Consider the following 14,119-nt stretch of genomic DNA (forward strand, 5'->3'; position numbering starts at 1 on the left):
GATGAGATTTCCCAATTCGTAAGACCCCTTGAAGAACACGAGGTTGATAGGCTCGGGGTGGAAGCGCAGCAATGTGTGGAGCTGACGAGTACTAATAGGTCGAGGGCTTATCCTAAGCGAATTGACATTGTAAGACATATGACACACCACTTCTTCTATATAGCTTTACTTCGCATCCAGTTTTCAAGGCACAAGCCTTGTTTAGTAAGTCTGGTCTGGTAATAATGGCGGAGGGGTTCCACGCGTACCCATCTCGAACACGACCGTTAAGCCCTCCAGCGCCAATGGTACTTGGACCGCAGGGTCCTGGGAGAGTAGGACGTTGCCAGGCCAACAATGAAGAAAGCACCCTTGCGGGTGCTTTTTTTCGTATGCAAGAGGTACATGATTTCTAGTCATACGTGATTGTGACGACACTTGGGTGAGTTTTCGTGTAGGTAGATAGGTATGGCCTTGTAGAGCCACTAAGGAGCGAATTCAGTCATGCAGTTAGATGGCACGAAACTACAGAGACACTTTAGATTGATTTCAATCACGCAGTTCGGTCACACCTAACTATAGAGTCACTGATGAGCGATTTCAATTACGCAGTTAGATCACACCTAACTGCAGAGGCACTAAATAGCGATTCGATTTCGATCTTGCGATTTCAATCCTACCAAACTGCAGAGGCACCAAGCCAAGTTTTCTTTTACGCAGATTCACTGATGATAATAGGATACTTCTTTAGATTCCAGACGGACAACACCGTTTCCTTGCTCACGACGCAAGGTGAACAATAGTTTAATTCGTGGAGTAAGCAACCAGAAGTGCCAGTAAATCATGGAAACAACGAGCGAAGAGTGAGCCCATGGATAAAATAATCCAGCGACGCAGCAGCCAACGAGAAATAGATGAAAGTGTAGGCGTCTAAACAAGGATAGCTGAGTGTCCAGCTTCGGAAGTGGTCCGATCCATGGCCAGTCCCGGCGGAAAGTCCATCTCTTCTCAGACAGCTTGTCTACTCGGCGTACTGTTAATCTTAAGACTAGTGCATGTACGAGGAGCATGAGGACTACACCCATTGCAGAATATATTAAACCTGTCCATCCATAGATTAAATATAGCGGGACTAACACTAAGAGAGCGGTGGACATGTAACTATACTTGCTCTCGGGTTGCAGTGCTATTTTACGAATGAGCTTATAATTATAAAAGGTTGCATCATGCATCTCTGACGGACTAGCCATCCCTATGTTTCCTCCTTGCATAAAACGTGTTCTGTCCATTACTATCGGCTGTTTGCGCTATTATTGTTATGGTTGGGTTAGATTTCTTACTATGAATGCGTATATTTTCATAGAATACGGACATAATAGAACCATCAATAGTAAAGGCAGGGATGTTCATGAATGAGAACGTTGTAAAAACCTGCATGGTTTGCGGAGAGCCGAAAGAAGAAGGTATGACAATAGTAACTGAATTTATTTGTACGTCATGCGAGTCTGAAATGGTGAACACGAAGGTGGAGGATGAAAGATATCCATTTTTCGTGAGACAACTGAAGCAATTGTGGGTCCGATTTCACGCTTAAACGCTTAATGCTTAATAGATGAGGTTGAACAGTTACTAACTGTTTAGCCTTTTTTTTTTGCAAAGAGAGCAATTGATGCTTACTTCTAACGATTTGTAACGAAGACCAGAAACAGATATAATACTTCTTAGGCCCTAATAATGAACAGGTGATTACTAATGCAAATATTAAAAGATGAGATCCGCAACCGAATTGTATTGGCCGCATTAAAGGAGTTTAAACGTATAGGTTATACGAAAGCCTCGATGCGTCAGATTGCCCAAGAAGCAGGAGTAACAAGCGGTAATATCTATCGGTATTACACGAACAAGGAACAGCTATTCGATGCAATTGTTCAGCCTGTATATGAACAGTTTACCGAATATATGCTAGATATCAGTCAGGATCTAGACCTCAGGAATACGCAAAAGTCCCTATGTACAGTGAACTATTTTAGCAAAATTGAGAGTACCATAGTGGAGCTATTCAAAACGTACAGCAGTGAGCTCATGATACTGCTAAATCGGAGTGCGGGCTCTAAGTATGAGACGGCGAAGTCAGACTTAATTCAGCTAACCTTTTGCATACTTGAGAAGGTGGTTATGAAGGCAAAGGGTAGCAATGCTGCTCTTAATGATAACGATAAGGAAATTGCGCTTGTTCGTATGCTTGCCTCAACAATTGTAGAAGGGATATGTATTATTTTAAGGGATAATGAAGAAGGCGATACGCTAAAGGCTCTTGTGGACCAATTTTTATATGTTTATTCTGAGGGAATCACAGGATTAATCAAACAAATGTCCTAGAAGAGGGGTTTTTTATTATGAGAACAATTATAAAATGGCGTTGGTTGATACTAATCATCTGGCTTGCTGCGACTACTTTACTTACGGTATTTCAACCTGATGTTAATGCAATTTTGCACCAAAGAGGCCAAGACCCTTTATCTGATAATAGTCCGTCTAAGGTCGCTAGTAAGCTGCTAAGTGAAATGAACCAATCCAAAGGTATGAGTAATATTCTTATTTTCCACGATAAGGATAAACTATCTGATGAGGACATGAAGCAAATCGCATCGGGTATCAGCAGCTTAAGAGAGAAGCAGAAGGAACTAGGCTTAACGCAATTTATAGATCCAATTACGGTGCCTGCTGCGAAATCCTCGCTTATTTCACCAGATGGAACGACCTTAATGGCTAGCTTCATTCTTGAGAAGGAAGGCCGTAGTGTCGATGATATCCAAAAGGAGATCGATCTTGTTCTCAAGGATGTAAATGTGGAGCATTATTTAAGCGGTGAGGATTTCATCCAGAATGATTACATAAAGGCATCAACCGAAGGGGTAGAGAAAAGCGCAATATTAACCGTTATCTTTATTCTCGTTGTCTTGTTCGTGATGTTCCGTTCGGTCGTTATACCGTTCGTGTCATTAGCAGCGGTTGGGGTGTCTTACCTATGCTCAATGGGAATTGCGGCTCAGGTCATCGATAAGTTCGATTTTCCGATCACGAGTGTTACGCAAATGCTACTTGTTCTCATCTTGTTCGGCATAGGCACGGATTATAATATATTGCTGTTCAACCGTTTCAAAGAAGAGTTAGCGCATGGTAGCTCTGTAGATGATGCGATCATTACTTCCTACAAAACAGCAGGTAAAACGATCATATATAGTATTTTGACGGTATTCATCGCATTTGCAGGGCTTAGCTTCTCCGAATTCGGAATTTACAAGTCTGCTAACGTCGTCGCTATAGGCGCTGTGGTCCTTGTACTGGAAATATTAACGCTTACACCATTCCTACTGAAGACGCTTGGAACGAAGCTGTTCTGGCCATCTAAGAAGGTTGCAGGGCATAAAGAAAGCCGCTTCTGGGCGAAGTTAACCGAAGGTTCTGTTAAGCGTCCTGTTCTCACTACAGCGATTATCATTGTTCTTCTTATACCGGTATTGCTGACGAGTGGGCAAAAATTAAGCTTTGATCAATTGGAGGAGCTCGGTACGGGTCATCCATCGACCAAGGGCTTTAGCTTGGTGGGAGAGCACTTTAGCCGCGGGCAGGCTCTGCCAACAACGATTGTCATTGCAAATGACAAAGTGATGGATAATAACGAATCGTTTAGCGCTGTAGAGAAGCTTACGAACAACCTCAAGAAGGTTGAAGGAGTACTCGCAGTTTCTAGTGTTACACAGCCGCAGGCTGCACCAATCGATTTCTTCTATGCTAGTGGTCAGACGGAGGCGGATGGCTCGAAGAAGTTTTTCGTCCCAGATCAGATGCTTGCAAGTCCAGATTTCCAGCAGTCGATGGCGAGCTTCATGTCCCAAGACCGCATGATTACGAAATTGATAGTTATTCTAAAGGACGATCCTTACTCGCCTGCGGCATTAGATACCATTGAGAGAATTAACGACGAGTTATCCACTAGTCTTGAAGGAACGGCACTGTCAGGCGCTACTTCTGCTGCAGCAGGTCCGAGCTCTACAACGTACGATATGAACAAAGCACAGATCAAGTCTTTTAACGGTACGGCTATTATCGTCATCGTTAGTGTGTTCATCGTACTTTTATTTGTAATCCGTGCATTCTGGCCAGCGGTTTACATTGTATTATCATTGCTAGCTTCTTATTATGTAGCGATGAGTGCTTCAAAGCTAGTTACGGAGTACGTGATTGGTGCCGACGGAGTATCTTCCTTCGTACCATTCTTCTCCTTTATCGTAATTGTGGCAGTGGGCGTTGATTATAGTATTTTCCTCATGATGAGATATAAAGAGTATGGAAAAATAGCTCCGAAGGAAGCAATCGTCAAGTCTGCGAAAAGCGTTGGAGGAGTCATCATCTCTGCGATGGTTATTCTCGGCGGAACTTTTGCGACATTGATTCCATCAGGGCTAGTGCTTCTTATTGAGTTGGCGGCAGCAGTAATTGTTGGCTTGCTGGTACTGTGCTTTATCTTATTGCCTATGCTTGTACCGGCTCTAATCGTGCTTCCGGAATCATTCAAGAAGAAACGTGTAGGGAAATCTTAAACTATGAATTCAGAGGAAAGAAGGCATTAAATTGGTAGTGGGAAAAGATCGGGCACCGTTATTTGAGACGTTAGTTGCCCATGCGCGACTACAGGCTCATGCTTTCCATGTTCCTGGACATAAACAACGGGTGACTTGGGAAGGGGAAGAGGGCTCTGCGACTTCCTATTATGGTTCACTGCTCGATCTCGATGTGACTGAGCTATCCGATACGGATGATTTACATCATCCAGAGGGACCCCTCATGGAGGCACAGTTGCTTGCAGCAGACTGCTTCGGAGCAGAGGAAACCCGATTTCTCATTGGAGGTAGCACAGTCGGTAACTTAGCGATGATTATGGGAGTTTGCTCACCTGGAGAGTTAGTTATCGTACAACGGAACGTTCACAAGTCAATTATTCATGGCCTAATGCTAGCAGGAGCTAGAGCTGTTCTACTCCCTCCGGATGTCGATGTGGTTTCCGGATTAGCGACAGTGCCAGGAGATCAGCTATTGGAGGCGACACTTGAGCGGTATTCAGATGCCAAAGCGGTCATCCTCTCCTCTCCCAACTATTATGGGATGAGTAAGGATTTGAAGCCGCTCATTGCACTCGCCCATAAATACGATATTCCTGTACTAGTCGACGAAGCACACGGACCGCATTTCGGATTTCATCCGAGCTTTCCCCAATCCGCTCTGCAATTGGAGGCAGACCTGGTTGTGCAATCTACTCATAAAATGCTCTCCGCTATGACAATGGGGGCTATGCTTCACATGCAGGGTAATCGTGTGCCTAGACCTTTGGTTCGTCAAGCATTAACGATGGTGCAGAGCTCAAGTCCCTCTTTTCCAATCATGGCGTCTCTAGATTTAGCTAGGAAGCAGCTACATACGCAAAAGGAGTTGGCTTTCTATTCCGGTCTTGAAGCTGTATCGCATACAATTAAAGATTTACACTTAACATCGTTTAGGGCACTCGGATATGGAGAATATATTAGTGAGGGGATTTCATACGATCCGTTCAAGCTTGTTTTGTTCGATGAGTCAGCAAAATTAAGTGGGTTCGAGCTAAGAGATGAGCTTTTGCAGAGAAAATGCGTAGCGGAGATGGCAGATGCACAGTATGTGGTTATGGCCTTCGGGACGGGCTCAACAAGAGCAGATGGTGAATGCTTACGTGCCGCATTATTGGATATCGAGACTCGTTTGCGGTCAAATTATGATGGTATTGATCCTATTCCGCAGGTAATGACATCGCACACGTCCTCTTCAGACCAGTCCTTCTACGCTATATCTGTGCCGGAGCCTGTTTTGTTCCGTAGAGAAGCTTACTCTTCACAGGCTGTTCCTTTGGATAAGAGTATAGGCTTAAAGGCAGCAGAATGGGTTATTCCTTATCCGCCGGGTATACCTGTCCTTTACCCGGGTGAAACTATAACGTTAGAGATTGTGGAACAATTGCAGCAGTGGCAGCATAAGGGTGCACAAATTCAAGGCGCACAAGATCCCGAGCTCCAGTTCATTCAGATACAGGTGAAATAGCGCAATTGTATAGAGGAGCCTGAAATGTTAAAGGATCAAGAGGCTAGAGATATTCGGAAAATTATAGCATGGGGGACAGGAATCGTCGCCAGTGCTCTTATTATCGGAGTAATCATAATATCGCCGGTAATCGGATTAGCAGATAGCGGTGATTTCGGTCGGGTGCTAGGGGTGACCGGATTAGCCGTACTTGATCCTAAACAGTCTTACGATGAGTTATATTTTAATTATGCACATCAGCATTTTGGCTATGGTGGTTACAGCTTAGGTGGATATATTTCTACCCATGTCATCCTTGTTGCGGTGGCAGGATTAATTGGCAGAGTAATTAATGGCGAGGTATTCGATATTCGTGTACTCGGCGTTTGTTACTCTGTTTTATTCGTATGGGCGATAACATTGTTAGTTAGAAATGCACCCGAAGTGAAAAGGCGAAGTAACACGATTATCATAGCCGTAATATTAGCGCTCAGCTTGCTTTTTGTGTTCGCTGACATCGGATATTTGGCTTATTTTCAATCGTTCTTCGGTGAGCCGTATGCTCTTATTGCCATGTTACTTATGGTTGCGTCGGCGATTGCGCTAGCTACTTCTACTTATCCAACGGGTAAACTATTGGCGCTATTCGTAATAGCAGCCTTAGCAGTAGCTACATCTAAGATTCAGAATGCACCACTCGGATTTGTTTTTGCGGTACTCGCTTGGAGAATGATCGGCTTAAGGAACGATAGGAAGTGGAGAAGGCAAATAGGAACAGGTGTAGCTGTGCTAGTCATCGGTTCCGCATTAATGATCATTGTCGCTCCAGACAGGCTTAAAAATGCAAACCTGTACCAATCTATCTTCTACGGGGTGTTGAAGGATTCACCACACATAGCCCAAGATATGACGGATCTGGGCATACCTAAGAAGTATGCCGTGTTAGCAGGGACGAATTATTTTCAGAAGGATACCGCTATTGCTCAGAGAGATGCTGTGTTACGGCAGGAAGTGCTGGAGAAGCTGAGTCATAAGGATATTGCGGTGTACTATTTGCGGCATCCTTCAAGATTCATGCAGAAGCTGGATAGGGCTGCAGAAAACTCGATGTTTATACGACCTTATTACCTGGGTAATTATGATCAAGCTGCAGGCAAGCGTTCAGGAGCAATCTCCTATACCTATAGTGGATGGAGCCAATGGAAGGTTAAATACATGCCGCACAATTCCATGTGGTACATCGGATGGTTTCTAGCGTATTATGCAGTGTTGGGCGCCCTATGGCTGAGAACCAAGTCAAGAAGGTTTCGATTATCACTTGAAACAATGGCAGTGGTCGCTTTAGCTGCAATATTCTCTTGTGTTGTTCCATTAATTGGGGACGGAGAAGCGGATCTAGGTAAGCATTTGTTTATGTTTAATGTCTGCTTTGATATGATAGGTATAAGCGTATTTATGAGTTTGGTCTACGGGCTAATCTGGCTCGTTGAACAGAGGGCCCGATCCTAAGGGTGTAGCTGAAAGGGGAAAGCTTGGTGCGAGGCGGATTATTCATCACGATAGAGGGCGGAGAGGGAGCGGGTAAGACAACGCTGATTCACGCTTTGGCGCATAAAGCGCAGCAACAGGGTCATGAAGTGATGATTACCCGGGAACCGGGAGGCATTCCAATCGCTGAGGCGATTCGTGCAGTCATCTTAGATACAGGAAATACGACGATGGATGCGCGTACGGAGGCATTGTTGTATGCGGCCGCACGAAGGCAGCATCTTGCTGAAAAGGTTTTGCCAGCGCTTGAGAAGGGGATGGTCGTTATCTGTGACCGTTTCATTGATAGCAGCTTGGCGTATCAGGGGTATGCTCGGGGCTTGGGGATAGAAGCGGTATGGGAAATTAATCGTTTTGCTACGGAAGGCAACATGCCAGATCTTACGCTCTATCTGGATATCGATCCAGAAATAGGTCTACAAAGAATTGAGCAAAACGGTGAGCGCGAGGTTAACCGCTTAGATCTGGAGAATCTGGCCTTTCATCGCCGGGTAAGAGAAGGTTATAAGCTCGTAGAAGCAAAGTTCGAGGAGCGGTTTATTACAATAGATGCTTCGGTATCTCCTGAACAAATTGCCGACCAAGCTTGGCATCATCTAGAGGATAAGATCGCAGGCAAACATAAGATATAAGCAAATAGAGGATTTTAACGTAAGTTGTCCAATTTATATAAGAAGCTACAGACCCCTATACATGACATTTAGAGGAGGCCTGAACAATGAAATTACTTATTGCCGTTATTCAAGATAAGGATAGTAACCGATTGTCGAATGCTCTGATCAAGGAAGGGTTTAGGGCGACCAAGCTTGCGAGCACCGGAGGTTTCTTACGTGCAGGCAACACAACATTCCTAATTGGGATAGAGGATGATCGGATTCAAGGCGCGCTCGATATTATTCGTGCAAACTGCAAAGTGCGTGATCAGTTGGTCACTCCAGTGTCGCCTGTTAGCGGAGCAGCAGATTCCTACATTCCTTTCCCAGTCGAAGTCCAAGTGGGTGGAGCAGCCGTGTTCGTGCTTCCGGTCGAGAGATTTGAACACTTCTAAGTATTCGGGCGGTGAGTCGATTTGAAGATCCAACCAGGAATGTTTCCCCTTAATAACACTGTTATGCGTGGAGAAACGACAGCTAGACCGACGCAAGCTCAGAACTTCGGAGATCTGATGCAGCAGCAAGATGAGCAACGGACACATGAAGAGCTCCAAAGAAAGCTGGAGGACATTCATGTCCAAGGCGAGCGATTAAACCGTTCCATGACCATTCGAGAGCTAGTTCTATATCGGCAAATGGTTAAAGCGTTTCTAGAAGATACAGTACGTCGTGGCATTGCCTTGAAGGAAACAAAAGGGTGGGACCGAAGAGGACGCGGCAAGAGATTTAAACTGTTAGAAGAAGTAGATGCTATGTTAGTTGGCATGGGAGAAGAGCTCCTTAAGAGCGAAGAAGGCAGAATTGATCTTCTTCAGAAGGTCGGAGAAATTCGCGGACTATTAATTAACATCGTATTTTAACGTAAGAAGGAGTACCATCATGGGGTTTCAACAAGTATTGGGGCAAGATAGAGCAAAAGCGTTACTGCAGAATGCACTTGCCACCCGTCGAATCGCTCATGCCTATTTGTTCGCAGGACCGGCAGGTTCAGGCCGTAGAGAGATGGCGAGCGCATTTGTTCAAGCTCTATTCTGTGAGAAGAACGGCAACGACGCTTGTGGCGAATGCTTGGAGTGTCGTAAGGTTCAACATGGCAATCACCCGGATCTACACGTCGTTAGTCCAGATGGGGCAACCGTTAAGATTGAGCAGATTCGCACGCTTCAGAAGGAGTTATCCTATCGTAGCGTGGGGGCAGGGTATAAGGTTTATATCATCGAAGGCGCAGAGACAATGACTGTTCAGGCTAGTAATAGCTTGCTTAAATTTCTGGAGGAGCCACCTTCTCCTGTTGTTGCTATTCTTCTTACACCAAGTGCACAAGCCGTATTGCCCACGATTTTATCTCGGTCACAGCTCATTTCCTTTGTACCAGGTGATCGGGAAGCATTGGAAAATGCACTCGTAAAAGAGGGCAAATCTCAGCTATTATCACGTGCGGCGGTGAATCTGTCATCAGGTCTTAATGCCAGTCGAAAATTGGTAGAAGAGAATTGGTTTGCAGATATCCGAAACGTAGTGATACAATTGGGTAAGGAGAATCCAAATCGATTCACTGCAAGTCTGCTTCAAGCGCAGCAGCAGATATTCAAAACGGATCTTCTTGAACATGTAGATGTACTGCTAGGGCTGTTAGCTTTGTGGTATAGAGATATGATTTACGCTATGACCGATCGTCAAGGACAGATGGTATTTCCGGATCAAGCCGATTGGATATCGAATACGGCCTGGAGCCGCCCGATTGAGTCTTGGGTTAGGATAATGGAATCTGCACTGATGGCGGCAAGACGAATAAAGGCTCACGTAGCGCCACAATTGGCCTTGGAGCAATTTCTGTTGAACGTGCGGGAGGGATAGAATTGTACGATGTGGTGGGAGTCCGCTTCAAGAAAGCGGGCAAAATCTATTATTTTGATCCCGCCGAGCATCCGGTGTCCAAAGATCAGCATGTCATCGTGGAGACAGCGCGTGGCGTTGAATACGGCAAAGTCGTTGTAGGCCCGAAGACGGTAGCAGAATCGGATGTCGTTCTTCCCTTGAAGAAAGTCATTCGAGTAGCCGGTGATCCTGACGCGAAAGCCGTCGAGGAAAACCGCGCAGCAGCGAAGAGTGCATTTACCGTTGGACTGCAGAAAATTAAGGACCATGAGCTTAAGATGAAGCTCGTGGACGTGGAATACACGTTTGACCGGAATAAGATCATCTTTTATTTTACGGCGGAAGGCCGCGTTGATTTCCGTGAGCTAGTTAAGGATTTAGCGGGTGTGTTTCGGACCCGCATTGAATTACGGCAGATCGGTGTGCGTGATGAAGCTAAGATGCTTGGCGGAATCGGCCCATGTGGGCGTGTGCTTTGTTGCTCCTCGTGGCTTGGCGATTTCGAACCCGTTTCTATTAAGATGGCGAAGGATCAGAACTTATCGCTCAATCCTACGAAGATTTCTGGCTTGTGCGGCCGCTTAATGTGCTGTTTGAAATACGAGCATGATAATTACGAGAGCGCCAAAGAAGAGCTACCTGCAATAGGTAGAGTCGTCGTCACTGCTATGGGTGAAGGTAAAGTCGTTGGTATTAATATTGGTAGTCGCAGTGTGCACGTGCAGGTGTTTGACCTAGGTAAGGTGAAAGAGTTGCCATTTGATGATGTCGTCCTGAAATGACTTTTGAGGTGGATAGTTGTTCATGAAAGACATTTTCCTTCGCGCAGATGAACTCGAATCGCATTTAGGTACCATACATGCTGACTTCGGGAATCTTAAGCTGATGATCAAAGATTTGTTGGAAGAAAACCAACGGCTCACAATTGAAAATCAGCAATTAAGAAAAGTGCTCAAACGGGAAACTGAACCCGTTGAATCGACCCAAGACGCGGCGGAAGAACCGGCTGCCATCGAGGGAGACAAGCCGCCCGCAGTTATGGGTGTCGGCGAGGGCTATGATAATTTAGCCCGGCTATATCATGAAGGCTTTCACATTTGCAACGTGTACTACGGTCATCTGCGAATGGAAGGCGATTGCTTGTTCTGTTTATCTTTCTTAAGCAAATAACCATTACGAATAAGCGACGGTCCTGTGATCAGGTCCGTTGCTTTTTTACGACGTCTTTGACCAATCAGATGGTTTCGTAAGGAGGATCAACTCAACCATAAAGATATTGCCTTCTACGGTGAGATAGCAGACGAGTCGTCGCTCATTCTGACCCATGGATCCTTTGTCATCTTATTTCCTGGTGAAATCCATCGCCCTTGCTGCTGCGTTGGAGAAGAGAGTAGAGTCAAGAAAGTAGTAATTAAGGTTCATCGCCGTCTACTGGAGTCTTAATCCATCTCGACCGACAAAATACCCGAAGCGACTGAATCGTTGCTCCGGGTATTTTGCTATTCACGAATAATTAATTCGAACGCTAGGGTTCCATTAGCAAGAATGCAATGTTCTGAAATGAGTTGACACTAAGGCCCGCATCTGACAAAAATTGCGATAGAACGATGAATCAAGTAAGCTTATAAGGGCAATAACCATATGTTAAGGGAGGTGCTGCGGAATGGATTCGGATACTCAAAGAGATGACGAACGTTCCCTGCAACCTGGAGAACGGCTTGACGACCTACTTACTCATAATCTAACCATCATTCAAAGCTCAGAAGTATTCAGCTTCTCACTGGATGCGGTATTACTTGCAAGATTCGCAGGTGTACCCCCAAGAGGACGCGTGCTCGACTTGTGTACAGGAAACGGAGTTATCCCTTTACTGCTAACCACTCGTACAGACGCTTCAATCGACGGAATTGAGATCCAGCCACGATTGGCGGATATGGCTAGGCGGAGCGTGCTGCTAAACGGGTTAAACGATAAAATAAATATTATAGAAAATGATTTGCGTGAATGGAAGCCAGAGGGTGAGTTATACGATGCTGTTACAGTAAACCCACCTTACTTGCCGCTCCAAAGCGGTGACTATAAGGAAAATCATCATCAAGCGATGGCGCGGCATGAGATTGGCTGTAAGCTTGAGGATGTTATCTCAGCTTGTGCTAGATCTGTCCGGATAGGCGGGCGAGTATCGATGGTACACCGTCCCAGCCGACTTGTAGATATTATCGATCTCATGCGTCGTTACCGGCTAGAGCCCAAAAGAATTCGGTTCGTCCATCCGCGCAGGGGAGCGGAAGCGAATATGGTACTCATAGAAGGAACGCGTGATGGCAAGCCTGAAGTTCGGTTATTACCACCGTTGATTGTATATGAGGAAGACGGAGAATACACACCTGAACTGCTAGCTGTGTTCTATGGCGAGGCTTCGGAATTACCCGACTTTAAGCGAAGTAATGGACGAGCCCCGATAAAGAAAATGAAGATAGATAGTGAGGAGGATAGGAAGTGACTAGAAACAACGACGAATTAGAGGCAGTAGTAGAAAAGGCATCCGTCCAGCGAAGCTTCACCTCGCGGGAAACTCCAGGAACATTATATTTGGTCGCCACACCTATCGGCAACCTAGAGGATATGACATTTCGTGCGATACGAACTTTAAAGGAAGTGCAGCTCATCGCTGCGGAGGATACCAGACAGACGCGTAAGCTGCTTACACATTTCGAAATCCAGAACAGACTGGTTAGCTATCATGAGCATAATCGGGAGGCGAGTGGTCCGGAGCTCATTCGATTGCTGCTGGAAGGACAACATATCGCTTTAGTTAGTGATGCTGGAATTCCTGCGATATCCGACCCTGGGGCGGATCTTGTTAGAGATGCGGTAGCTCAAGGAATCCCCGTTGTCCCAATCCCTGGGGCGAATGCAGCTCTGTCTGGATTGATTATTTCTGGTTTGCCCACGGATCGGTTTCTGTTCGTTGGGTTTCCTCCCCGTGAACGTAAGGGAGTGAACAAGCTTCTAGATAGTTTAGAGGGAGAGAGCGGCACTTTGATGTTCTACGAATCTCCTCATCGACTGAAGAAAACGTTGGCGGTGGTCGCGGAACGATGGAGCGGGCGCAGGATGGCTATTGTACGCGAGTTAACTAAGCGTTACGAGGAAGTCGTTAGAGGTACGGTGCAGGCCTGCTTGGAGCATGCCGAGCAGAACCAGCTGCTCGGAGAGTGCTGTATTATAATAGAAGGAACACGTCCAAATGAAGGTGGAGCAGCATCTTCTGGAGAAGCGAATAGCGGTCAATGGTGGTTCGCCCTCACGCTTGCTCAGCATGTTGCTCATTATGAGGGGCTGCAGATTAACCGTAAGGAAGCTATGAAGATGGCTGCAAATGATCGCGGAATATCCAAACGTGATGTCTATCAAGCCTTGTTAAGTAATAGTGAGGATTAAACCGAATAAAGAACAAAAAAAACCCTCCCAATATCATATTGGGAGGGGGTACAAGGAGTATAAAAAGGTTGGAATTAACAATTATTAGAATACAATTTTCATTATAAACTATTTTCTTTAATTTGTCACAGGTGAAGGCAAATCCTTCAAACATTCTCTGCAAATTATTTTTCCTTTGAAGTAAGTAACGTTCTCTGCATTGCCGCAGAAGATACAAGCAGGCTCATATTTCTTAAGCATGATGCGCTCGCCATCCACATAAATTTCAAGGGCATCTTTCTCGCCGATGCCTAGAGTACGACGTAATTCGATTGGAATAACAACCCGACCCAACTCATCGACTTTCCGTACAATACCAGTAGATTTCATCATCTAGTAATACCCCTCTCATAAGGTTAAAATAATAACAAGCGGACTTCATCTTTCAGAGATTATCCGCATTCGCCAACATTCGACAAAATTCTCTGTTTACCGTTCTCTATCGTACCAACGATTCCCAAATAAGTCAA

16 protein-coding genes and 2 rRNA genes are annotated in these 14,119 nt (G+C 45.4%); 16 read left to right on the forward strand and 2 right to left on the reverse strand.

What is annotated here, in order from left to right:
- Positions 1-115, forward strand: a 23S ribosomal RNA gene (locus M1K58_RS28110); the annotation flags it as partial.
- A 99-nt stretch (positions 116-214) separates the two neighbouring features.
- Positions 215-331, forward strand: a 5S ribosomal RNA gene (gene rrf, locus M1K58_RS28115).
- A gap of 370 nt (positions 332-701) precedes the next feature.
- Here rrf and M1K58_RS28120 read toward each other — a convergent pair.
- Positions 702-1,229: a transposase gene (locus M1K58_RS28120; protein ID WP_256762237.1), complete on the reverse strand. Its 528-nt coding sequence runs from the start codon at positions 1,227-1,229 to the stop codon at positions 702-704.
- A gap of 158 nt (positions 1,230-1,387) precedes the next feature.
- On the opposite strand from M1K58_RS28120, the gene M1K58_RS28125 reads away from it, so the two are divergent.
- The 14 genes from M1K58_RS28125 (at position 1,388) to rsmI (ending at position 13,610) form a co-directional block, all read left to right on the forward strand.
- On the forward strand, positions 1,388-1,573 hold the full coding sequence (locus M1K58_RS28125) for a sigma factor G inhibitor Gin (RefSeq protein WP_256762238.1): 186 nt from the start codon (positions 1,388-1,390) through the stop codon (positions 1,571-1,573).
- Positions 1,574-1,731: 158 nt separating this feature from the next.
- Positions 1,732-2,358: a TetR/AcrR family transcriptional regulator gene (locus M1K58_RS28130; protein WP_256762239.1), complete on the forward strand. Its 627-nt coding sequence runs from the start codon at positions 1,732-1,734 to the stop codon at positions 2,356-2,358.
- Between the two features lie 17 nt (positions 2,359-2,375).
- The gene (locus tag M1K58_RS28135; protein ID WP_256762240.1) at positions 2,376-4,583 is read left to right on the forward strand and encodes an MMPL family transporter; all 2,208 of its coding nucleotides are present in this window, start codon (positions 2,376-2,378) and stop codon (positions 4,581-4,583) included.
- 37 nt (positions 4,584-4,620) lie between these two features.
- Positions 4,621-6,108 (forward strand): aminotransferase class I/II-fold pyridoxal phosphate-dependent enzyme, encoded by a 1,488-nt coding sequence (locus tag M1K58_RS28140; RefSeq protein WP_256762301.1) that lies wholly within the window; start codon positions 4,621-4,623, stop codon positions 6,106-6,108.
- A gap of 24 nt (positions 6,109-6,132) precedes the next feature.
- Positions 6,133-7,596 (forward strand): glycan biosynthesis hexose transferase WsfD, encoded by a 1,464-nt coding sequence (wsfD, locus tag M1K58_RS28145; RefSeq protein WP_256762241.1) that lies wholly within the window; start codon positions 6,133-6,135, stop codon positions 7,594-7,596.
- A gap of 26 nt (positions 7,597-7,622) precedes the next feature.
- The gene (tmk, locus tag M1K58_RS28150; protein WP_256762242.1) at positions 7,623-8,267 is read left to right on the forward strand and encodes a dTMP kinase; all 645 of its coding nucleotides are present in this window, start codon (positions 7,623-7,625) and stop codon (positions 8,265-8,267) included.
- Between the two features lie 86 nt (positions 8,268-8,353).
- Positions 8,354-8,683, forward strand: a complete 330-nt coding sequence (locus M1K58_RS28155; protein ID WP_256762243.1) for a cyclic-di-AMP receptor — start codon at positions 8,354-8,356, stop codon at positions 8,681-8,683.
- A 21-nt stretch (positions 8,684-8,704) separates the two neighbouring features.
- Positions 8,705-9,148 (forward strand): YaaR family protein, encoded by a 444-nt coding sequence (locus M1K58_RS28160; RefSeq protein WP_256762244.1) that lies wholly within the window; start codon positions 8,705-8,707, stop codon positions 9,146-9,148.
- A 19-nt stretch (positions 9,149-9,167) separates the two neighbouring features.
- On the forward strand, positions 9,168-10,145 hold the full coding sequence (gene holB, locus M1K58_RS28165; protein WP_256762245.1) for a DNA polymerase III subunit delta': 978 nt from the start codon (positions 9,168-9,170) through the stop codon (positions 10,143-10,145).
- 2 nt (positions 10,146-10,147) lie between these two features.
- Positions 10,148-10,948 (forward strand): PSP1 domain-containing protein, encoded by an 801-nt coding sequence (locus M1K58_RS28170; RefSeq protein ID WP_256762246.1) that lies wholly within the window; start codon positions 10,148-10,150, stop codon positions 10,946-10,948.
- A 22-nt stretch (positions 10,949-10,970) separates the two neighbouring features.
- The gene (locus M1K58_RS28175; protein ID WP_372339223.1) at positions 10,971-11,336 is read left to right on the forward strand and encodes an initiation-control protein YabA; all 366 of its coding nucleotides are present in this window, start codon (positions 10,971-10,973) and stop codon (positions 11,334-11,336) included.
- A 63-nt stretch (positions 11,337-11,399) separates the two neighbouring features.
- Positions 11,400-11,609 (forward strand): YhcH/YjgK/YiaL family protein, encoded by a 210-nt coding sequence (locus M1K58_RS29815; protein ID WP_372339224.1) that lies wholly within the window; start codon positions 11,400-11,402, stop codon positions 11,607-11,609.
- Positions 11,610-11,829: 220 nt separating this feature from the next.
- On the forward strand, positions 11,830-12,669 hold the full coding sequence (locus tag M1K58_RS28180; protein WP_256762248.1) for a tRNA1(Val) (adenine(37)-N6)-methyltransferase: 840 nt from the start codon (positions 11,830-11,832) through the stop codon (positions 12,667-12,669).
- Positions 12,666-13,610, forward strand: a complete 945-nt coding sequence (gene rsmI, locus M1K58_RS28185; RefSeq protein ID WP_256762249.1) for a 16S rRNA (cytidine(1402)-2'-O)-methyltransferase — start codon at positions 12,666-12,668, stop codon at positions 13,608-13,610. The genes M1K58_RS28180 and rsmI overlap by 4 nt, the downstream gene beginning before the upstream one ends.
- Positions 13,611-13,727: 117 nt before the next feature.
- Here rsmI and M1K58_RS28190 read toward each other — a convergent pair whose 3' ends face one another.
- On the reverse strand, positions 13,728-13,982 hold the full coding sequence (locus tag M1K58_RS28190) for an AbrB/MazE/SpoVT family DNA-binding domain-containing protein (RefSeq protein ID WP_256762250.1): 255 nt from the start codon (positions 13,980-13,982) through the stop codon (positions 13,728-13,730).
- Positions 13,983-14,119: the final 137 nt, after the last annotated feature.

This window comes from Cohnella sp. WQ 127256, assembly GCF_024519285.1.
GTDB lineage: Bacteria > Bacillota > Bacilli > Paenibacillales > Paenibacillaceae > Cohnella.